Annotated in this window: 15 protein-coding genes and 2 pseudogenes; 2 read left to right on the forward strand and 15 right to left on the reverse strand. The window is 60.7% G+C overall.

Annotation, left to right across the window (positions count from 1 at the left end):
* Positions 1 to 48: 48 nt before the first annotated feature.
* The 6 genes and pseudogenes from AWT75_RS02005 to rluD all read right to left on the reverse strand — a co-directional run bounded on the left by AWT75_RS02005 (position 49) and on the right by rluD (position 7,282).
* Complete coding sequence (locus tag AWT75_RS02005; RefSeq protein ID WP_045847002.1) at positions 49 to 1,128, reverse strand: ribonucleotide-diphosphate reductase subunit beta; 1,080 nt, start codon at positions 1,126 to 1,128, stop codon at positions 49 to 51.
* An 18-nt stretch (positions 1,129 to 1,146) separates the two neighbouring features.
* Positions 1,147 to 1,419, reverse strand: coding sequence for a hypothetical protein (locus AWT75_RS02010; RefSeq protein ID WP_062786734.1), 273 nt, complete (start codon positions 1,417 to 1,419; stop codon positions 1,147 to 1,149).
* Between the two features lie 77 nt (positions 1,420 to 1,496).
* Positions 1,497 to 1,889 carry a hypothetical protein gene (locus AWT75_RS02015; protein ID WP_045847000.1) on the reverse strand — a complete coding sequence of 131 codons (393 nt, stop codon included), beginning with the start codon at positions 1,887 to 1,889 and terminating at the stop codon, positions 1,497 to 1,499.
* A gap of 199 nt (positions 1,890 to 2,088) precedes the next feature.
* Positions 2,089 to 4,962: a ribonucleoside-diphosphate reductase subunit alpha gene (locus tag AWT75_RS02020; RefSeq protein ID WP_062786737.1), complete on the reverse strand. Its 2,874-nt coding sequence runs from the start codon at positions 4,960 to 4,962 to the stop codon at positions 2,089 to 2,091.
* A gap of 473 nt (positions 4,963 to 5,435) precedes the next feature.
* Positions 5,436 to 6,192: pseudogene (pgeF, locus tag AWT75_RS02025) on the reverse strand (peptidoglycan editing factor PgeF).
* Complete coding sequence (gene rluD, locus AWT75_RS02030; protein WP_045846997.1) at positions 6,179 to 7,282, reverse strand: 23S rRNA pseudouridine(1911/1915/1917) synthase RluD; 1,104 nt, start codon at positions 7,280 to 7,282, stop codon at positions 6,179 to 6,181. Before rluD ends, pgeF begins: the two are co-directional and overlap by 14 nt.
* Between rluD and AWT75_RS02035 the strand changes: the two genes are divergently transcribed.
* Positions 7,281 to 8,072 carry an outer membrane protein assembly factor BamD gene (locus AWT75_RS02035; RefSeq protein WP_062786740.1) on the forward strand — a complete coding sequence of 264 codons (792 nt, stop codon included), beginning with the start codon at positions 7,281 to 7,283 and terminating at the stop codon, positions 8,070 to 8,072. The two genes, rluD and AWT75_RS02035, sit on opposite strands and share 2 nt — an antisense overlap.
* A gap of 87 nt (positions 8,073 to 8,159) precedes the next feature.
* On the opposite strand, the gene AWT75_RS02040 is transcribed toward AWT75_RS02035, so the two are convergent.
* The gene (locus AWT75_RS02040) at positions 8,160 to 8,498 is read right to left on the reverse strand and encodes a P-II family nitrogen regulator (protein ID WP_045846995.1); all 339 of its coding nucleotides are present in this window, start codon (positions 8,496 to 8,498) and stop codon (positions 8,160 to 8,162) included.
* A 147-nt stretch (positions 8,499 to 8,645) separates the two neighbouring features.
* Here AWT75_RS02040 and purL point away from each other — a divergent pair.
* Positions 8,646 to 12,604 (forward strand): annotated as a pseudogene (purL, locus tag AWT75_RS02045) (phosphoribosylformylglycinamidine synthase).
* 97 nt (positions 12,605 to 12,701) lie between these two features.
* On the opposite strand, the gene AWT75_RS02050 reads toward purL, so the two are convergent.
* From AWT75_RS02050 to AWT75_RS02085, 8 genes are all read right to left on the reverse strand, one after another.
* On the reverse strand, positions 12,702 to 13,136 hold the full coding sequence (locus AWT75_RS02050) for a cytidine deaminase (RefSeq protein ID WP_062786743.1): 435 nt from the start codon (positions 13,134 to 13,136) through the stop codon (positions 12,702 to 12,704).
* Positions 13,137 to 13,215: 79 nt separating this feature from the next.
* Positions 13,216 to 14,118, reverse strand: coding sequence for a LysR family transcriptional regulator ArgP (locus AWT75_RS02055; protein WP_045847027.1), 903 nt, complete (start codon positions 14,116 to 14,118; stop codon positions 13,216 to 13,218).
* A gap of 32 nt (positions 14,119 to 14,150) precedes the next feature.
* Entirely contained in the window at positions 14,151 to 15,356 is a 1,206-nt protein-coding gene (locus AWT75_RS02060; RefSeq protein ID WP_062786746.1) for an MFS transporter, read from the reverse strand.
* Positions 15,353 to 16,249, reverse strand: a complete 897-nt coding sequence (locus AWT75_RS02065) for a pirin family protein (RefSeq protein WP_062786749.1) — start codon at positions 16,247 to 16,249, stop codon at positions 15,353 to 15,355. Before AWT75_RS02065 ends, AWT75_RS02060 begins: the two co-directional genes overlap by 4 nt.
* Positions 16,250 to 16,376: 127 nt before the next feature.
* Entirely contained in the window at positions 16,377 to 16,682 is a 306-nt protein-coding gene (locus AWT75_RS02070; protein WP_062786751.1) for a putative quinol monooxygenase, read from the reverse strand.
* Positions 16,683 to 16,695: 13 nt separating this feature from the next.
* Complete coding sequence (locus tag AWT75_RS02075; RefSeq protein WP_062786753.1) at positions 16,696 to 17,442, reverse strand: SDR family NAD(P)-dependent oxidoreductase; 747 nt, start codon at positions 17,440 to 17,442, stop codon at positions 16,696 to 16,698.
* 85 nt (positions 17,443 to 17,527) lie between these two features.
* Complete coding sequence (locus tag AWT75_RS02080; protein WP_045846989.1) at positions 17,528 to 18,157, reverse strand: isochorismatase family protein; 630 nt, start codon at positions 18,155 to 18,157, stop codon at positions 17,528 to 17,530.
* Positions 18,158 to 18,252: 95 nt separating this feature from the next.
* Entirely contained in the window at positions 18,253 to 18,978 is a 726-nt protein-coding gene (locus tag AWT75_RS02085; protein ID WP_062786757.1) for an isochorismatase family protein, read from the reverse strand.
* Positions 18,979 to 19,045 lie beyond the last annotated feature (67 nt).

The following is a 19,045-nucleotide window of genomic DNA, read 5'->3' on the forward strand; positions in this document are numbered from 1 at the left end:
TATTGGATAAAAAAAGAGGGAGAGCAACTCTCCCTCTTGCAAGGTATTTTAATCCCAGCTCAATGCCCCGCCAGTCTGATACTCGGTAACTCGCGTCTCAAAGAAGTTCTTCTCCTTCTTCAAGTCAATCATCTCGCTCATCCACGGGAAGGGGTTGTTCACACCCGGGAACAACTGGTCCAGGCCAATCTGCTGCATGCGACGGTTGGCAATAAAGCGCAGGTATTCCTTGAACATGCTGGCGTTCAGGCCCAGCACGCCACGCGGCATGGTGTCTTCGGCGTAGGCGTATTCCAGTTCCACGGCTTTCTTGAACAGCTCGACGATTTCGGCCTTGAAGCTTTCGGTCCACAACTGCGGGTTTTCCAGCTTGATGGTGTTGATCAGGTCGATACCGAAATTGCAGTGGCTGGATTCGTCACGCAGGATGTACTGGTATTGCTCGGCTGCGCCGGTCATCTTGTTCTGACGGCCCAGTGCCAGGATTTGCACGAAGCCGACGTAGAAGAACAGGCCTTCCATGATGCAGGCAAACACGATCAGCGAGCGCAGCAGTTTCTGGTCGTTTTCCAGGGTGCCGGTCTTGAAGGCCGGGTCGCACAGTACGTCGATAAACGGAATCAGGAACTCGTCCTTGTCACGGATGGACTTGATTTCGTTGTAGGCGTTGAACACTTCGCCTTCGTCCAGGCCCAGGCTTTCCACGATGTACTGGTAGGCGTGGGTGTGGATGGCTTCGTCAAAGGCCTGGCGCAGCAGGTACTGGCGGCATTCCGGGCTGGTGATCTGGCGGTAGGTACCCAGCACGATGTTGTTGGCAGCCAGGCTGTCGGCGGTAACGAAGAAGCCCAGGTTGCGCTTGACGATGCGCATTTCGTCTTCGGTCAGCTGGCCGGTTTTCCATTGTTCGATGTCGCGCTGCATGTTTACTTCTTGCGGCATCCAGTGGTTGGCACATTGGGCGAGGTATTTTTCCCAGGCCCATTTGTGCTTGAACGGTACCAGCTGGTTGACGTCGGTGGTGCCGTTGATGACTTTCTTGTCCACGGCGTTGACGCGGCCTGCGCTGTTGCTGTCGGTAGGGGCTACGGACGGTTTTTGTACCGGGGTGTCGTCAAAGCTCAACATGTATTGGATTCTCCGTGTTTATTTGCCGGCTACGCCTTGCGGGGCGGCTGGCTGGATCTGGTATTGCGCGCCGGGCAGGGCATGCGTGCTGGTGCTGCTGTCGGGCTGACAGGGTGCTTGTTCCAGCTGCATGGCGCTCTGGCGCATGATGCGGATGGCGGTGCGGGGGCCGGCTGGCGTTTCGCGCAGCGCTTCGGGCAGGTCTACCAGCACCAGGCCCAGCTTGCGGTAGCGGTCTTGTTCCGGGTGCTGTGCGGCGCGGCTGGCGCTGCAAAATAGGGTGGTGCTCATGCCTGTGTCCCCCGTGTGTGGTTTGCTTCCGAAGCCGGCTGGTGGGCCAACCGGCTTGAGAAGCCCGTCCGGCCTGATTAGTGGGCCGGGTGGCTGTGTTCTTCGTACTGGGCCACGCCGTAGATGCGCCATTGGCCGTCTTCCCGTTTCAGGTGGTAGGCGGTGGCAAATATCCACGGTTCGGCCTGGTTGCGCTTGGCGGTCCAGCGCACTTTCACACTGGCCAGGTCGCTGCCAAAGGGCAGTACTTCGGCCAGATAGCAGCTGGCGCTGGTGACGCCCTGGTCGCGGTAGTAGTCCAGGATGCCGACGGTGGCCTGGTACAGGGCGTCGGTATCGCGTTCTCCAAAAACCGCCGTCTGGCCATGGAATACCGCCACAAAAGGGCGGGTGAACATGGCGTAGACGGCTTTTGCATCCAGTGCCGAATAGGCCTGGCTGTATTGTTTGAAAAATTCCTGAAGTGTCATGGGCATCTCTGATTGTTAGCGCCTCGTGGGCGTTGTTCAGATGATGGCTGGCCGCGGGCTGGCTGCCATCTTGTTTGCTTTTACACTTCCCCATTCTTAAGCGGGCTGCATGGCAACGCGTTTAAGAATGGGTCAGCCTCGCGGGAGGCTGACCATGTGTCTAAATCAGCAATGCCTATTTAGATTTTTATCGACTTCCTTACTGGCAAGCTTCGCAGTCTGGATTGTCAATGCTGCAGAACTTGGCGTCGGTGGCCGGGGTGTTGTCCACTTCGGCGACCGGGGCGCTTTGTTCGGCGGCGGCGTTGTAGGCCGGGTTCAGGCCGCTGGCCACTGCGTTGAGTTCGCCACCGCGACCGGTGGATTTCTCGGCGCTGGAGGCTGCCAGGGTGCGCAGGTAGTAGGTGGTTTTCACGCCACGAATCCACGCCAGCTTGTACAGGTCGTCCAGTTTCTTGCCGGATGCACCAGCCATGTACAGGTTGAGCGACTGGGCCTGGTCAATCCATTTCTGACGGCGCGATGCCGCTTCCACCAGCCATTTCGGGTCGATTTCGAAGGCGGTGGCGTAAATGGCTTTCAGCTCGGCCGGAATGCGGTCGATGCGGCCCAGGCTACCGTCGAAGTACTTGAGGTCGGCAACCATCACTTCGTCCCACAGGCCGGCTTTTTTCAGGTCGCGCACCAGGTATTCGTTGGTGACGGTGAATTCGCCGGACAGGTTGGATTTCACGAACAGGTTCTGGTAGGTCGGCTCGATGCTGGCAGACACGCCAATGATGTTGGCGATGGTGGCAGTCGGGGCGATGGCCAGTGTGTTGGAGTTGCGCATGCCGTGTTGCTTGATGCGTTCACGCAGGGCGTTCCAGTCCAGGCGTTCGGTGCGGTCCATTTCCAGGTAGCCGCCGCGTTCGGCTGCCAGCAGGTTGATGCTGTCTTGCGGCAGCAGGCCGCGGTCCCACAGGCTGCCCTTGTACGACGGGTAGCGGCCACGTTCTTCGGCCAGTTCGGTGCCTGCCCAGTAGGCGTAGTAGGCCACCATTTCCATGGATTCGTCGGCAAATTCAACCGCTTCCTGCGAGGCGTACGGTACGCGCTTCATGTGCAGGCAGTCCTGGAAGCCCATGATGCCCATGCCCACCGGACGGTGCTTCAGGTTGGAGTTGCGTGCCTTCTTCACCGGGTAGAAGTTGATGTCGATCACGTTGTCCAGCATGCGCAGGGCGATGCGGATGGTGCGTTGCAGCTTCTCGGCGTCCAGCTTGCCGTCGGCACCCATGTGGGCGGCCAGGTTGACCGAGCCCAGGTTGCACACCGCGATTTCGTCGTCGTTGGTGTTCAGGGTGATTTCGGTGCACAGGTTGGAGCTGTGTACCACGCCCATGTGCTGCTGCGGGCTGCGGATGTTGCACGGGTCCTTGAAGGTAACCCACGGGTGACCGGTTTCAAACAGCATGGTCAGCATCTTGCGCCACAGGCTGAGGGCCGGAATGCGCTTGTACACTTTCAGCTCGCCACGTTCGCCCATGGCTTCGTAGTGCTGGTAGCGTTTTTCGAAGGCGGCACCGTACAGGTCGTGCAGGTCCGGGGTTTCGGACGGGGAGAACAGGCTCCATTCCGCACCTTCCATCACACGCTTCATGAACAGGTCCGGAATCCAGTTGGCGGTGTTCATGTCGTGGGTGCGGCGGCGGTCGTCACCGGTGTTCTTGCGCAGTTCCAGGAACTCTTCCACGTCGGCGTGCCAGGTTTCCAGGTAGGCACATACCGCGCCCTTGCGCTTGCCACCCTGGTTGACGGCCACGGCGGTGTCGTTCACCACTTTCAGGAAGGGAACAATACCTTGCGACTTGCCGTTGGTGCCCTTGATGTGGGAGCCCATGGCGCGTACCGGGGTCCAGTCGTTACCCAGGCCGCCGGCAAATTTGGACAGCAGGGCGTTTTCCTTCAGGCCTTCGTAAATGCCGTCCAGGTCGTCGGCAATGGTGGTCAGGTAGCAGCTGGACAGCTGGCTGCGACGGGTGCCGGAGTTGAACAGCGTCGGGGTGGACGACATGAAGTCGAAGCTGGACAGCACGTTGTAGAACTCGATGGCGCGGGCTTCGCGGTTCACTTCGTTCAGTGCCAGGCCCATGGCCACACGCATGTAGAAGGCCTGCGGCATTTCAATGCGGGTGCCGTCGATGTGCAGGAAGTAGCGGTCGAACAGGGTTTGCAGGCCCAGGTAGTCGAATTTCAGGTCGCGCTTGGCGTCCAGGGCAGCACCCAGTTTTTTCAGGTCGAACTCGGCCAGCTTTTCGTCCAGCAGTTCGGCCTGAATGCCTTTCTTGATGAATTGCGGGAAGTAGTCGGCATAGCGCTCGGCCATTTCTTCCTGGCTTACCGATTCATCCATGATTTCCAGACGGATGCTGTCCAGCAGCAGGCGGGCGGTGACGTAGTCGTAGGCCGGGTCCTGTTCGATCATGGAACGGGCGGCCAGAATGGCGGACTTGTTCACTTCGTCCAGCGATACGCCGTCGTAGATGTTCTTCAGGGTTTCGGACAGGATGGCATCGATGTCGATACCAGCCAGGCCCTGGGCGGCGGATTCGATGCCGGCGCGCAGGCGGGCGATGTCCAGCGGCTGCTTGCGGCCATCCTTGCGGATGACGTTGATCTGGATCTGGGTCAGCGCTTCGCCACGGGCGGCGCGCTCTTGCGAGCGTTGTTCGCGGTACAGCACGTAGGCGCGGGCCACGTCGTGTTCGCCAAAGCGCATCAGGCTCAGTTCCACCTGGTCCTGGATGTCTTCGATATGAATGGCACCGCCTTCGGGCTTGCGGCGCATCAGGGCGTTGACCACCAGTTCGGTCAGCTGGGCAACCTTGTCACGAATGCTGGCGGAGGTGGCGCCTTGATGCCCCATCACGGCCAGGAATGCCTTGGTCATGGCGATGGAGATCTTGACCGGCTCGAATGCCACCACGGCACCATTGCGGCGAATGGTCTTGTAGTGGCTGAAGTCGGCCTGGGGGGCGGCGGCACGGCCGAGTTCGGCGGCGGTTTGCCCTTCAAAGGTGGTCAGTTGCATGGAGCCCTCTTTGGGTGGTTTGCGTCCTTCGCGCTGCGGCTGCCGGGTAGGCCGGGCAGGGCTGTGGACAAGTCTGTTGAAAAGCTGTGTGTTCGTTGTGAATAAACACAATATGTATGTTTGTACTGCTAAGTTGGCCCAAATTCTAGTGGTCTGTTACGGTCTGGGCAAGTCTTGACAGCGCATCGGAAAATGTGAAATCCGCGCCAGATAAGGCTTGCAGCGGTATCGGAAATTTTTGGGCGTTAGCTGTCTGCTTTTGCCGTTGGCAAGAAACCCAGTAAAGACAAGCATCTGGGTGCTGCTGCGGATTTACCACAAGATATGGTGTCGGCCCTGTGTTGCGGGGGCGCTACGCCTTTGGCATGAAAAATTGATGACGTTTCATCTTTTTCTGCATTGCTTGCCAGCAGGACGGCATGAAAAAACGGCAGCCAGCGCGGGGCGGGCTGCCGTTCGGGGTGAGTCGCAGCTCAGTCTTGCGGCTGCAGCCAGATCAGGCTGGCCATGCGGCCGGTAATCTTGTCGCGGCGATAGGAGAAAAAACGCTCGCGGTCGATGACGGTGCAGAAATCTCCACCGTATACCCGGTCAATACCCAGCGCGGCCAGTCGCTGGCGTGCCAGCTGGTAGATGTCGGCCAGGTATTTGTCTTCGCCAATGGCGGTGAAGGCGTGCTCGGCTGCCGGGTCCTGCGCCATGAAGGCGGCGCGCACTTCGGCACCCACTTCGAAGGCATCCGGGCCGATGGCCGGGCCCAGCCAGGCCATCAGGCTGGAGGGCTTCCACACCGGGTGGCGGCCACGCTGGCTTCCAGCACGCCATCGCACAGGCCGCGCCAGCCGGCATGGGCTGCCGCCACCACACTGCCGGCGTCATTGCACAGCAATACCGGCAGCAGTCTGCCGTCATCACCACGCATACCTTGCCGGGTGTGGTGCTGTAGCTGGCGTCGGCATCCTGCAGGGTGTCGCCCGTTTCGGCGGCATTCACCACGTGGGTGCCGTGTACCTGGTTCAGCCAGGCCGGTTCGTCCGGCAGGTGGCTGCGCAGCAGTTCGCGGTTGGCGGCCACGGCGTCGGCATCATCCCCGACATGGCTGCCCAGATTGAAGCTGTTGAACGGCTGCAGGCTGTGGCCACCCTGACGGGTGGTGATGAGGGTGTGCACATTGGCCGGGGCGGGCCAGTCGGCCTTGATCCACTGGCTGGCAGCGTCAGTCACGGACATAAATCACCTCGATGTCGCCATCGTCGTCTTCATCATCCTCGTCGTCCCAGTCTTCTTCGTCGCCTTCTTCACCCAGAACGGCCTGTTCCAGCCGTTCGCCGCCTTCGCCGCGCAGGGTGTTGAGCAGGTGCATGAAGTCATCCGGGATGGGGGCCTGCCAGCTGCGCTCTTCGCCAGTGGCGGGGTGAACCAGCGCCAGCTTGTAGGCGTGCAGGGCCTGACGAGCCAGCAGCTTGACCGCGTCGGCCACGTAGTCGTCCATCTTGTGGCGCGGGTTGCCGTATACGGCGTCGCCGGCCAGCGGATGGCGGGCTTCACGCATGTGCACGCGAATCTGGTGGGTGCGGCCGGTTTCCAGCTTGCATTCGATATAGGAATGGCTGTCAAAGCGTTCCAGCACGCGCACATGGGTAATGGCCGGCTTGCCGCCAAACTTCAGCACCGCCATTTTCAGACGGTTGTGCGGGTCGCGGCCAATCTGGGTGCTGATGGTGCCGTCAAACGGCACCACGCCATCGGCAATGGCGCGGTAAATGCGTTTTACCGTGCGTGCTTGCAGCTGGCGTACCAGTTCGGTTTGTGCGGGTACGGTCTTGGCTACCACCATCAGGCCACTGGTGTCCTTGTCCAGCCGGTGCACAATACCGGCGCGCGGCACGTGGGCGAGCGCGGGGCAGTGGTGCAGCAGGCCGTTGAGCAGGGTGCCGGTCCAGTTGCCGCTGGCCGGGTGAACCACCAGGCCAGCCGGTTTGTTCACCACCAGAATGTGTTCATCTTCATAAATAATGGGCAAATCCATGGCTTCCGCCTGGTAAGCCATTTCTTCATTTGACTGAACAATGGTAACGTCCAGCTTTTCGCCACCCAGCAGCCTGGTTTTCGGGGGGACGACTTTGCCGTCCACCAGTACATGGCCATCCTTGATCCATTGGGTCAGGCGGCTGCGGGAGTAATCGGGGAGGAGTTTGGCAAGAGCTGCATCGAGGCGTTCGCTACCCATGGATAGCGGAACCTCCAGCTGTTGACTTGCAGATACCTCGTTTTCCGAGATATCGCTATAATCCTCCGAGTCATAGTAAGGATCGGTCATGAAAAGATACGTTGTAGCAGCAATGTTGGTGATGGGGCTTGCCGGTTGTGCAACCACGGAAACCTACGACGAAACGCGCGGCTGGACCGTGGAAAAGCTCTACTCGGAAGCTCGGGATGAACTGAACAGCGGTAATTATACCCGTGCTGTCAAGCTGTACGAAACGCTGGAAGCGCGCTACCCCTATGGTCGCTATGCCCAGCAGGCCGAAATGGACCTGGCCTACACCCATTACAAGGATAACGAACCCGAGCTGGCTGTCGCCGCTGCCGACCGATTCATCAAGCTGCACCCGGCCCACCCGAATGTGGACTACGTGTACTACCTGAAGGGTTTGGTCTACTACAACGACGATCAGGGCATGCTGTCGAAATGGGCTGGCCAGGACATGAGCGAGCGCGATCCGAAAGCCGCCCGCGAATCCTTCCTTGCCTTCCGCGAGCTGACCACGCGCTTCCCGAACAGCAAGTATAGTGCGGATGCGCTGGAAAAGATGAACCGTCTGGTGGATGCACTGGGTGGTGGCGAAATGCATGTGGCGCGTTACTACATGAAACGCGGCGCTTACCTGGCGGCTGCCAACCGTGCTCAGAACGTGGTGAAGGAGTATTCCAACACCAAGTATCCGGAAGAAGCACTGGCGCTGATGTCGGTGGCCTACGACAAGCTGGGCATGACCAAGCTGGGCGACGACGCCAAGCGCGTGCTGGCGCTGAACTACCCCAACAGCGCCTATCTGACCCAGCCGTGGCAGGTGCAGGAAATGCCGTGGTGGAAGGTGTGGAAGTAATTCATGCCTGATGCCGTATGAAAAAAGGCCGCGTTTGCGGCCTTTTTCTTTGCCTGCCAGTCGGGTGGGCCGAATGGCGCGGGTTGATCAAATCGCGTCTTCGTTGGTTTCGCCGGTACGGATACGCACCACCTGCTCAACTGCCGTGACAAAAATCTTGCCGTCGCCAATCTTGCCGGTGCGGGCGGCCGCCACGATGGCTTCGATGGCGCGGTCTACCAGATCATCGGCCAGAATCACTTCCACCTTGACCTTGGGCAGGAAATCCACCACGTATTCGGCACCGCGATACAGTTCGGTATGGCCTTTCTGGCGGCCAAAACCCTTGACTTCGGTGACGGTCAGGCCGTTGATGCCAAGGTCGGACAGGGCCTCACGCACTTCATCCAGTTTGAAGGGTTTGATCACGGCTTCGATTTTTTTCATGCTCAGGTGCTCCTTGCGGTGACTTTATTGTTCCGTAAATGCGCTGTGGACGATTGATAGCCCGACATTCGCCGCAGAATGGCCTTAATGTACGGCCTGTTTTGCTGTATTATGACGCGCTTTCCTGATACTTGTCGCGAGTGTTGCATGTCGACCATTCTCAAGCTGCGGGGCGGTGCTGCCCTGTCCCAGTTTCGTCTTGAAAAACTTCTCGCTGCCGCCCAAGAGGCCGGTTTGCCCGAGATCAGCCTGAAAGCCGAATTCTGGCATTTTGCCGAGAGCGAAAGCGAACTCTCGACCGAACAGCAAGGCATTCTGGGCAAGCTGCTCAACTACGGCGAGGCGCCTTACGCCGAAGCGCCGCAGGGCGAATTGTTCCTGGTGACGCCACGACTGGGTACGCTGTCCCCCTGGGCCTCCAAGGCTACCGATATTGCCCGCCATTGCGGGCTGGAACAAGTGCTGCGGATCGAGCGCGGCACCGCTTACTGGGTAAGCACCGCCGGTGTATCTTTAAGTGAAGAGGCTCGTCAGGTTCTGGCGGGCCTCTTGCACGATCGCATGACCGAAACCGTGCTGGGCTCGCTGGATGATGCCGACAAGCTGTTCGTCCACATGGACCCGCAGCCGCTGACCAGCGTGGATATCCTGGGTGGTGGCCGTGCGGCACTGGAAGCGGCCAACCGCTCGCTGGGCCTGGCGCTGTCCGAAGACGAAATCGTCTACCTGGTGGAAAACTTCACCCGCATGGGCCGCAATCCCACCGACGTTGAACTGATGATGTTTGCCCAGGCCAACTCGGAACATTGCCGTCACAAGATTTTCAATGCGCAGTTCGTGATCGACGGCGTAGAGCAGGGCAAGTCCTTGTTCCGCATGATTCGCGACACGCACGATGCACATCCGGAAGGCACGCTGGTGGCCTACAAGGATAATGCCTCGGTGATTGAAGGCGCGTTCATCGACCGCTTCTATCCGGCACCGGAAACGGCCGAGTACGGTTTCACCACCGAACCGACCGACATCCTGATGAAGGTGGAAACCCACAACCACCCGACCGCCATTTCCCCGTTTCCGGGTGCTTCCACCGGCTCCGGTGGTGAAATCCGTGACGAAGCGCCACCGGTCGTGGTTCGCGTCCCAAGGCTGGCCTGACCGGTTTTACCGTGTCGAACCTGAACATTCCGGGCTTTGTGCAGCCGTGGGAAGTGTACAGCGACAGCCAGGCCGAATACGGCCGTCCGGGTCGCATTGCTTCCGCCCTGCAAATCATGCTGGACGGCCCGATTGGCGGCGCTGCCTTCAATAACGAATTCGGCCGCCCCAACCTGACCGGCTACTTCCGTACCTTTGAAGAAGTTGTCGACGGCGAAATGCGCGGCTACCACAAGCCCATCATGATTGCCGGTGGCCTTGGCAGCATCCAGCAGCAACAGATCCACAAGAATGAAATTCCGGAAGGTGCCTTGCTGATCCAGCTGGGTGGCCCCAGCCTGCTGATTGGCCTGGGTGGTGGTGCGGCATCCTCCATGGATACCGGTGCCAACAGCGAAAACCTGGACTTCGACTCGGTACAGCGCGGCAACCCGGAAATCGAACGCCGCTGTCAGGAAGTGATTGACCGCTGCTGGCAGTACGGTGCCGACAACCCCATCGTGTCCATTCACGACGTGGGTGCCGGTGGCCTGTCCAATGCCTTCCCGGAACTGGTGAACGACGCCGGCCGCGGTGCCATCTTCCACCTGCGCAAGGTGCATCTGGAAGAAAAGGGCATGACCCCGATGCAGATCTGGTCCAACGAATCGCAAGAGCGTTACGTGCTGGCCATCCTGCCGCAGGACCTGGACCGCTTCACCGCCATTTGCGAACGCGAGCGCTGTCCGTTTGCCGTACTGGGCGTGGCTACCGATGATGGCCACCTGCAAGTACGCGACGACCACTTCAACAACAATCCGGTGGACATGCCGCTGGAGGTGCTGCTGGGCAAGCCGCCGCGCATGACCCGCGACGTGAAGACCGTAGCGCTGGAAACTCGCGTGTTCGACGCTTCGCGCTTCCCGCTGAAGGAAACTGCTTACCGCGTGTTGCGTAACCCGGCGGTGGCGGACAAGTCCTTCCTGATCACCATCGGCGACCGCTCGGTGGGCGGCATGACCGCGCGTGACCAGATGGTTGGCCCGTGGCAGGTGCCGGTGGCCGACGTTGCCGTCACCACCATGGGTTTCAACAGCTACCGTGGCGAAGCCATGGCCATGGGCGAGCGCACGCCGACTGCCTTGTTCAACGCCGCGGCTTCCGGTCGCATGGCCATTGGTGAATCGCTCACCAATATTGCCGCCAGCTTTGTCAGCCACATCGGCAACATCAAGCTGTCCGCCAACTGGATGGCTGCTGCCGGTCATCCGGGTGAAGATGCACGCCTGTACGAAACCGTGGAAGCGGTATCGAAACTGAGTCAGGACCTGGGCGTCAGCATTCCGGTGGGCAAGGACTCGCTGTCGATGAAGACGGTATGGGAAGAAAACGGCGAGAAGAAGTCGGTGACTGCGCCGGTTTCGCTGATTGTCACTGCCTTCTCTCCGGTGGAAGACGTGCGCAAGACGGTTACCCCGCAGCTGCGCAACGAAAAAGACACCGACATCATCCTGGTGGACCTGGGCTATGGCCGCTGCCGTCTGGGTGGCTCCATTTATGGTCAGGTATGGAAAGCCATGGAAGGCCGTGCGCCGGACGTGGAAAGCCCGGCCCAGCTGGCTGCCTTCTTCAATACCGTGCAAACCCTGCTGCGTGACGACATGCTGCTGGCCTATCACGACCGTGCCGATGGCGGCCTGTTCGCCACGCTGGCGGAAATGATGTTTGCCGGTCACGTCGGCCTGACGGTAGACCTGCAAGAGCTGGTGATCGAGCGCAAGAACACCCAGCGCCTGATCGACGACTTTGTACAGCCCACCCCGGAAGCCGCCACACACGGCCGCATCATGCGTGTGCTGTTCAACGAGGAACTGGGTGCCGTACTGCAGGTGAAGAAGTCGCACACCTCTGAAGTGATTTCCCGCTTCATGGCTGCCGGCATTGGCCGCGAGCTGTTCGTGCTGGGCAAGATCAACAGCAAGGACCGCCTGGTCATCAATCATCACGGCGAAGAGCTGTTCAACGAAAGCCGTGTGGACCTGCACAAGGCCTGGAGCGAAACCAGCCATCGCCTGCAACGCATGCGTGACAATCCGGCCTGCGCCGACAGCGAGCACCTGCTGCTGTCCGACACCCAGTCGCAAGGCCTGTTTGCCAAGCTGTCGTTTGATACCGAAGAAAACCCGGCTGCACCGTTCATCGCCACCGGCGCACGTCCGCGCATGGCCATCCTGCGCGAGCAGGGTGTGAACGGCCAGCTGGAAATGGCCGCGGCATTCGACCGTGCCGGTTTCCAGGCGGTTGACGTGCACATGAGCGACATCATCAGTGGTCGCGTGTCGCTGGCCGACTTCAAGGGTCTGGCCGCCTGCGGTGGTTTCAGCTACGGCGACGTGCTGGGTGCCGGCGAAGGCTGGGCCAAGAGCGTGCTGTTCAACCCGCGTGCCCGCGAGCAGTTTGAAGCCTTCTTCCAGCGTGGCGACACCTTCGCGCTGGGCGTGTGCAATGGCTGCCAGATGATGTCCAATCTGTCCGGCATCATTCCGGGTGCCCAGCACTGGCCGAAGTTCCAGCGCAATGCGTCCGAGCAGTTCGAAGCCCGCTTCACCATGGTGGAAGTCACCGAATCGCCGTCCATCTTCCTGGCCGACATGGTAGGTAGCCAGCTGCCGGTAGTGGTCAGCCACGGTGAAGGCCGTGCCGTGTTTGCCCCGGGTGCACAGGACGGCGTGATCACCGCGCTGCGTTATGTAGACTTCAGCGGCAAGCCGACCGAAACCTACCCGCTGAACCCGAACGGTTCGCCGGCAGGCATTACCGGTGTCACCACCGCCGATGGCCGTTTCACCATCATGATGCCGCACCCGGAACGTGTGTTCCGTACCGTGCAAAACAGCTGGCATCCGGAAAGCTGGGGCGAGAATGGTGCCTGGTTCCGCATGTTTGCCTCGGCACGCCGCTGGGTTGGCTAAGCCCTGCTGACAAAGACGGTGGAGGCCTTGTGCCTCTGCAAAACAAAACGGAAGCCTGATGGCTTCCGTTTTTTTATGTCTTCAGCAAGCTTAAGAATCAGGATGCCGCTGCATCTGTCAGGTTTTGCGGGCCGAAGGCATGCGGCAGCAACTGGTCCAGCGTGGTGTCAATGCGGCCCTGACCATCGCAGATGCTGCGCACCAGCATGCGTGGGCCAAATTCGTTCAGCACCTGGCGGCAGGCACCGCAAGGGGAGGTAGGCGTGGCCGTGGGGGTATAGATGCAGACAGCAATCACCTGTTGCAGACCGTGCAGCACCCTGGCGGAAAACAGGGCGGTGCGTTCCGCGCAATTGCCCAGGCCATAGCTGGCGTTTTCCACATTGCAGCCGGGGTGGATCAGGCCTTTTTCGTCCAGAATGGCTGCGCCAACGGCAAAGCGGCTGTACGGCACATAGGCCTGACGGGCAGCGGCGCGGGCGGCAGCTTCCAGTGCGGCCCATTGTTCGGGGCTGGGAATAGCGGTTGCCATGGATTCTCCGGATGGGTTCATGCAGGGCGCGTGATCTTGCGCTGCGCGCCGCACACTGTCAACCGGTACCATGCAGGAATCAGGCTGCTCCTGGTTGACGCAATACCTGTGCCGCATGCTGCAGCAGGGCCTCGCTCAGCGACTGCGCCAGCGAAGACTCCACCCGCCAGTGATGCCAGTACAAGGGCAGGTCCACGTACTGACCGGGCAGCAGGTTGACCAGACGGCCGGTGTGCAGGTCGTCGTCTATCATCAGCTCCGGTAGCAGGCTGTAGGCCAGCCCCAGTCGGGTGGCCTGCACAAAGCCCTGCGGCGTGGGCAGGGTCAGGTGCGGCGTGCTGCCCTCGTATGCGGCAAACTGTTGCAGGAATTCGCTGTGCAGGTCGTCCTTGCCGCTGAAAATGATGGCCGGAGCCTGGGTCAGTGCCGCCGGCGTGAAGCCATCCGGAAAATAGCGGGCGGCAAAGGCCGGCGTGGCGAGGCAGAGGTAACGCATGCTGCCCAGAAAGTGACACTCGCCACCCTGTATCGGCGTGGGGCGGGTGCCGATGCAGCCCACCACATGGCCACTACGCATCAGCTCGTGGGTGTAGTCCTGATCGTCCATCATCACGTCAATCAGCAGGCGGCGCTGCTGCATGACACTTTGCACGGCGGGCAGGAACCAGGTAGCCAGGCTGTCGGCATTCACGCCTACCGTCAGCGTGGTGAAGCTGCTGTCTTCGGCATCCGGTTGCAGGGTGTTGCGCAACTCCCCCTCCATCAGGCACAGCTGCTGGTAATGGCGTAACAGCAAACGGCCGCTGATGGTGGGGGCGGGCGGGCTGGTGCGGGTGAGCACCGGCTGGCCAAGGTTTTCTTCCAGCTGGCGAATGCGCTGCGAAATGGCGGACTGGGTCAGAAACAGCTTGCGTGCTGCCTTGTCAAAACCGCCGCACTCCACCACCGCTGACAATGCTTCCAGTTGTTTTGGGTCCAGCACTGCGCACTCCCGCTTGAACAAGGTGGCTCATGCTAATGGCTGCGCGACCGTATGGCAAACAGGAAGGCCGCCAGCAGCACGCCGGCCAGAAACAGGCTGCGCGCCACGCTCCAGTCGCTGCTGCCCGCCACCAAGGCAGCCAGCAGCAAGGGGCCGAGTAACTGGCCCAGGTTGGCCAGCTGCACGAAATAGCCTTGCAAGACAGCCAGCTGCACCGGGCCACGGCTGAGCCCGTGCGTTGAGGACAGGGCAGCGGGCGGTACAGCACCGCCACAAAAGGAAAGCAGCAGGCACAGCAGATAGGCAGCATCCGCCGGTAAACCAGGCCAGAAAGCCAGCAGGCCACTCATACCCATCAGCCCCAGTGCGCTGCAAATGAGCGTGTCGCGCGCCATGCCGCGGCGTAGCAGCCAGGCACCGGCAAGGTTGCCGGGAATATTGGCTACCACCGCCAGTGCCGACAACAGGGCGATGGTGCTGGTGCTCAGTTCCAGCCGCGCTTGCAGCATGGTTGGCAGCCAGACAAAAACCGCCCACAACATCAGGGTGTACAGCATGAAGGCGAGGCCATAGCGCCACACCGCCGACTGGCGTAGTACTGAAAACGGCGCTGCGGCTTGTGGTGTGCCTGGTAATGACTGCGTGCTGCGCTGCCGGAAAACAGGTCTGCACAGCAGCAGTAACAGCAAGGCCAGCAATTGCAGTGCCATGCCGGCCAGCCATGCCAGACGCCAGCCACCAACTGCAGCCAGCGCTGGCGTCAGCAGCATGCCGACAGCGGCACCCAGCGGCAGGTTGACCGCCCACAAGCTGAGTGTCAGGCGCTTGTCCTGATCGCTTGCCAGACTGACGATCAAACCTGGCATGGCTACCGAGACCAGCAAGAAGCCGATGCCCTCGATCACCCGTGAGGCCAGCATCATGGCAAGGCCATGCGCAGGTAGCGCCAGTGCGCCGCCAAGCAGCAACAGCAGCAGGCCGATGATGCCTGCTTGCAGTGCATTCCAGCGTACCAGCAGCAGACCCATGAACAGGCTGAGCAGGATGGCCAGGCTATTGAAGGCAGAGGCGATCCAGCCGCCTTCAACCAGACTCAGGCCCAGTTCCTGTCGCAGCAGCCCCAGCACGGCCGGCACTTTGCCAAGGCAGAAGGCCCCGGCGGCGCCGGCAAATATGGCAATCAGCACGGCCGGCCAGTGCGTGGCCTGCGTGGCTGGATGCTGGCTGGGCGTGTTCATGCGGGCTGATGGCTGTTGCGCAGCCAGTCCTCGGTCAATTGCCCGAATTCACCGCGCTGATACGCCCGGATACGGTCGTTGATTTCTTCGCTGCTATTCATCACGAAGGGCCCGTGCTTGACCAGCGGCTCGCGCAGCGCCGGGCCGGAGAGCAAGACAAAATGGCAGTTCTCAGCGGCATGCAACTCCAAGTCGGCTGCCTGCATCTCCGAGCCATCCATGCCGATGCCAATGGCCGACCCTGCCGGAATGTGGATGCCTTGCCCGTCGGCGCTCAGTTGTAGCGGCGCATCGATGGCATAGAGCATGGCATTCCAGCCGGGCGGCAGTTGATGGGTGAAATGCTGGCCTGCATCAATAAAACCATCCAGCAAGGTAAAGGCTTCCGGCAATGCCGAGGTGTGGGCGGCGTGGATGCCGTTGCTGCTGCCGGCTGCCACGCGTACCCGCACACCAGGGGCGTGGTATTCCGGGATGTCCGTCGGTTCGGCATGCACGGCAAACGGTGCCTGCATTTTCTTGCTGGCCGGCAGGTTGACGAAAATTTGCAGTGCATGCACATGCGGATTGGCGCCTTCCGGCTGTTCGGTATGCACCGCGCCGCGCCCGGCGGCCAGCCAGTGCAGGGCACCCGGCACGATGGGGCCCTGGTTGCCCATGGAGTCGTAATTGACATGCGGGCTGCTGGCGTCTTCGAACATATAGGTCACGGCGGAAATCCCGGCGTGGGGGTGTGGTTCGAAGGTGGGGCTGGTCATGTGAAAGTGGTCCACCATCACCACCGGGTCAATCAGACCATTGAACATCTGTTCGCCAAAATGCTGGGCCTGAAAGCCGCTGCCGATGGTGAGCGGCTGGCCTTGGGCCGGGGAGGAAATCTTCAGTCGTGTCATTGTGCTTGTTTCCTGATACCGCCGGGCCGGACGGCCGCAGCGTGGTTAAACGTCAACGGTAAAACCTGCTGCGTTCTGGCCGCTGCCGGTTTTGCTCTTGCTCTGCCTGTTTTCTTGAACGTGTTCTTTAACCTTGCTCGAGTGGCAGTGCTTGCCAGTGCCGCAGCAGGCGCTCTGCGGCAAACATGTTATGCACCCTGGCGAAGTAGGGTTGGTAATAGGCGCGCTGCAACTGCACCTCTTCCAGATGTCGCCGGCTGCTCCAGCCTTCCAGCAGCAGGATGCGGCAGGGGTCGTCATCGTCCTGGAAAATTTCAAAGCGCAGGCAGTCTGCTTCTTGCTGCACAATAAAACGGCTGAACTGCTGCAGTTCTTGCAAGAAATCCGCCAGACTTTCCGGCTTGATGGTGAGTTCAACCGTCAGAACGTGCATGTCTGTTGCCGTGTTAAAGGGCATCAGTCAGGCCGCCATCGGTCAGCAGGGTGCGGCCGGTAATCCAGCGTGCATCTTCACTGGCCAGGAATGCCACCACGTCGGCAATATCCTCCGGCTGCGCCACCCGTCCCAGTGGTGTGCCATTGGCCACCGCTTCCCGGCGGGCCAACGGTGTGGCTGCGGTCATGTCGGTTTCGGTCATCGCCGGCGCCACCGCATTGACGGTAATACCACGCGGACCCAGTTCCAGCGCATAGGCGTGAGTCAGTACCGATACGGCCGCCTTGCTGGCCGAGTAAATGGCGGTACCAATGCGCGGCGAGTAGATCAGGTTGCTGGACAAGTTGACGATGCGGCCGCCGTGCTCGGGGAAAAACGGCAGGGCATGACGCGTCATCAAGAGCATGCTGCCCATATTGCCGTCGAACACCCGGGCGATATGCTCGGCATCCACATCCGCCAGCGTACGGCCTTCAAACACGCCGGCATTGTTGACCAGGATGTCGATACGGCCAAAACGGGTGGCAATGCCGTACAGTACATCGCGCACGGCCGATTCCTGGCTGACATCGGCAGCACAGGCTACCGCCTTGCCACCCTGGCTGATGATGTCAGCAACAACATGCTCTGCCTGTTGCTGATTGCTGCGATACACAATCACTACCTGCGCGCCCTCATCGGCCAGCTTGCGGGCAATGGCTGCGCCAATGCCGCGGGAACCACCGGTGACTACGGCTACCTTGTCTGCTTGTTTCATGTCGGATTTGCTCTGTCTGGCTTGATGGGGGGGTGTGGGCAGCCAGTGCCCTCAAGCGGGTGCTGGCCGTGCTCACTGCGGGTGCTTAGGACTTGGTGAATCCGCTCTGGATCTGCCATACCAGCGTGGCAAACGGCATGTCCATGTCGCTGTAAACTTCACCCGCGTTGGGGTCGACATTGCTGCGCAGCATTTCCACCGCTGCGGTGGCATAGTCGGTAACCGGAATACCGGCACCCAGCAGGCGTTGCAGGCCGGCAGTGCGCTTGGCTTCGTTGAAGGTACCGGAAGCGTCCAGTACCACACGGCTGTCGTAGCCAGCGGCTTTGGCCGACAAGGCCGGGAAGCTGGCGCAGATTTCCAGTGATACACCCGCCACAATGATTTGCTTGCGACCGGTTTGCTCGATGGCGGCCCGCACGTTCGGGTCATCCCAGGCGTTGATCATGGTGCGGCTGATCACTTGCACGCCGGGCAGCGCGGCGGTGAGCTCCGGCATGGTCGGGCCCCACATGCCGTCCGGCATGGTGGCTGTCACGATCACCGGCACGCCAAGGGTGCGCGCAGCCTTGGCCAGTGCCACCACATTGTGTTTGAGATCGCCCAGCGGAATGTCGCGCACACCACTGATCAGACCGACCTGATGATCGACCAGCAGTACCACTGCGTTATCGCGTGAAAGCATGTTCAGATTGGCATTTTCATGTTGTGACATGGTGTTCCCCTCGCTTTGAAAGTGATGCGGATGATGCGTACGCTGCGGCCAGTGCCTGCCTGCAGACAGGCGCTGGCCGGACTCACAGCAGCGGCTTACTTCTTGGTGAAGCCGCTTTGCATCTGCCATACCAGGGTGGCGAACGGCATATCCAGGTCGCCGTAGACATCGTGTGCCTTGGGGTCGGTATTGCTGCGCAGCATTTCTACTGCCGCACTGGCATAGTCGGTGACCGGAATGCCGGCACCCAGCAGGCGTTGCAGGCCGGCAGTACGTTTGGCTTCGTTGAAGGTGCCAGAGGCATCCAGCACGACACGGGTGTCGTAGCCAGCGGCTTTGGCCGACAGGGCCGGGAAGCTGGCGCAGATTTCCAGCGATACACCCGCCACGATGATTTGCTTGCGGCCGGTTTTTTCGATGGCGGCACGTACGTTCGGGTCATCCCAGGCATTGATCATGGTGCGGCTGATCACTTTTACACCGGGCAGTGCGGCGGTGAGCTCCGGCATGGTCGGGCCCCACATGCCGTCCGGCATGGTGGCAGTTACAATCACTGGCACGCCCAGGGTGCGCGCAGCCTTGGCCAGCGCAACCACGTTATGTTTCAGATCGCCAACCGTGGTGTCGCGCACGCCGCTGATCAGGCCTACCTGATGATCAACCAGTAGCAGTACGGCGTTGTCACGCGACAGCATGGTGAGATTGGCGTTTTGCTGGGTGGCGGCGACGGTTGTCGCGGCAGCTGCCGGCAGGGAAATGCTGGCGGCAGACAGGGTAGCAAGGCCAAACAGGGTGGCGTTCAGGATGTGGCGAAGTTTCATGGCGAAGTCCTTGTATGTGAGTGAGTGCGCATGCCGGTTTCGTGCTTGTGAGGAAGCCTGACTGGGT

The organism is Aquitalea pelogenes, from assembly GCF_001515305.1.
GTDB lineage: Bacteria > Pseudomonadota > Gammaproteobacteria > Burkholderiales > Chromobacteriaceae > Aquitalea > Aquitalea pelogenes.

Bases quoted from the DNA above. Each gene is read 5' to 3' on its own strand.
- AWT75_RS02040 (WP_045846995.1), bottom strand. From the start codon at position 8,498: ATGAAAAAAATCGAAGCCGTGATCAAACCCTTCAAACTGGATGAAGTG.
- AWT75_RS02085 (WP_062786757.1), bottom strand. From the start codon at position 18,978: ATGAAACTTCGCCACATCCTGAACGCCACCCTGTTTGGCCTTGCTACC.
- AWT75_RS02010 (WP_062786734.1), bottom strand. From the start codon at position 1,419: ATGAGCACCACCCTATTTTGCAGCGCCAGCCGCGCCGCACAGCACCCG.
- AWT75_RS02065 (WP_062786749.1), bottom strand. From the start codon at position 16,249: ATGACACGACTGAAGATTTCCTCCCCGGCCCAAGGCCAGCCGCTCACC.
- AWT75_RS02015 (WP_045847000.1), bottom strand. From the start codon at position 1,889: ATGACACTTCAGGAATTTTTCAAACAATACAGCCAGGCCTATTCGGCA.
- AWT75_RS02005 (WP_045847002.1), bottom strand. From the start codon at position 1,128: ATGTTGAGCTTTGACGACACCCCGGTACAAAAACCGTCCGTAGCCCCT.
- AWT75_RS02050 (WP_062786743.1), bottom strand. From the start codon at position 13,136: ATGGCAACCGCTATTCCCAGCCCCGAACAATGGGCCGCACTGGAAGCT.
- AWT75_RS02035 (WP_062786740.1), top strand. From the start codon at position 7,281: ATGAAAAGATACGTTGTAGCAGCAATGTTGGTGATGGGGCTTGCCGGT.
- rluD (WP_045846997.1), bottom strand. From the start codon at position 7,282: ATGACCGATCCTTACTATGACTCGGAGGATTATAGCGATATCTCGGAA.
- AWT75_RS02075 (WP_062786753.1), bottom strand. From the start codon at position 17,442: ATGAAACAAGCAGACAAGGTAGCCGTAGTCACCGGTGGTTCCCGCGGC.
- AWT75_RS02080 (WP_045846989.1), bottom strand. From the start codon at position 18,157: ATGTCACAACATGAAAATGCCAATCTGAACATGCTTTCACGCGATAAC.
- AWT75_RS02070 (WP_062786751.1), bottom strand. From the start codon at position 16,682: ATGCACGTTCTGACGGTTGAACTCACCATCAAGCCGGAAAGTCTGGCG.
- AWT75_RS02060 (WP_062786746.1), bottom strand. From the start codon at position 15,356: ATGAACACGCCCAGCCAGCATCCAGCCACGCAGGCCACGCACTGGCCG.
- AWT75_RS02020 (WP_062786737.1), bottom strand. From the start codon at position 4,962: ATGCAACTGACCACCTTTGAAGGGCAAACCGCCGCCGAACTCGGCCGT.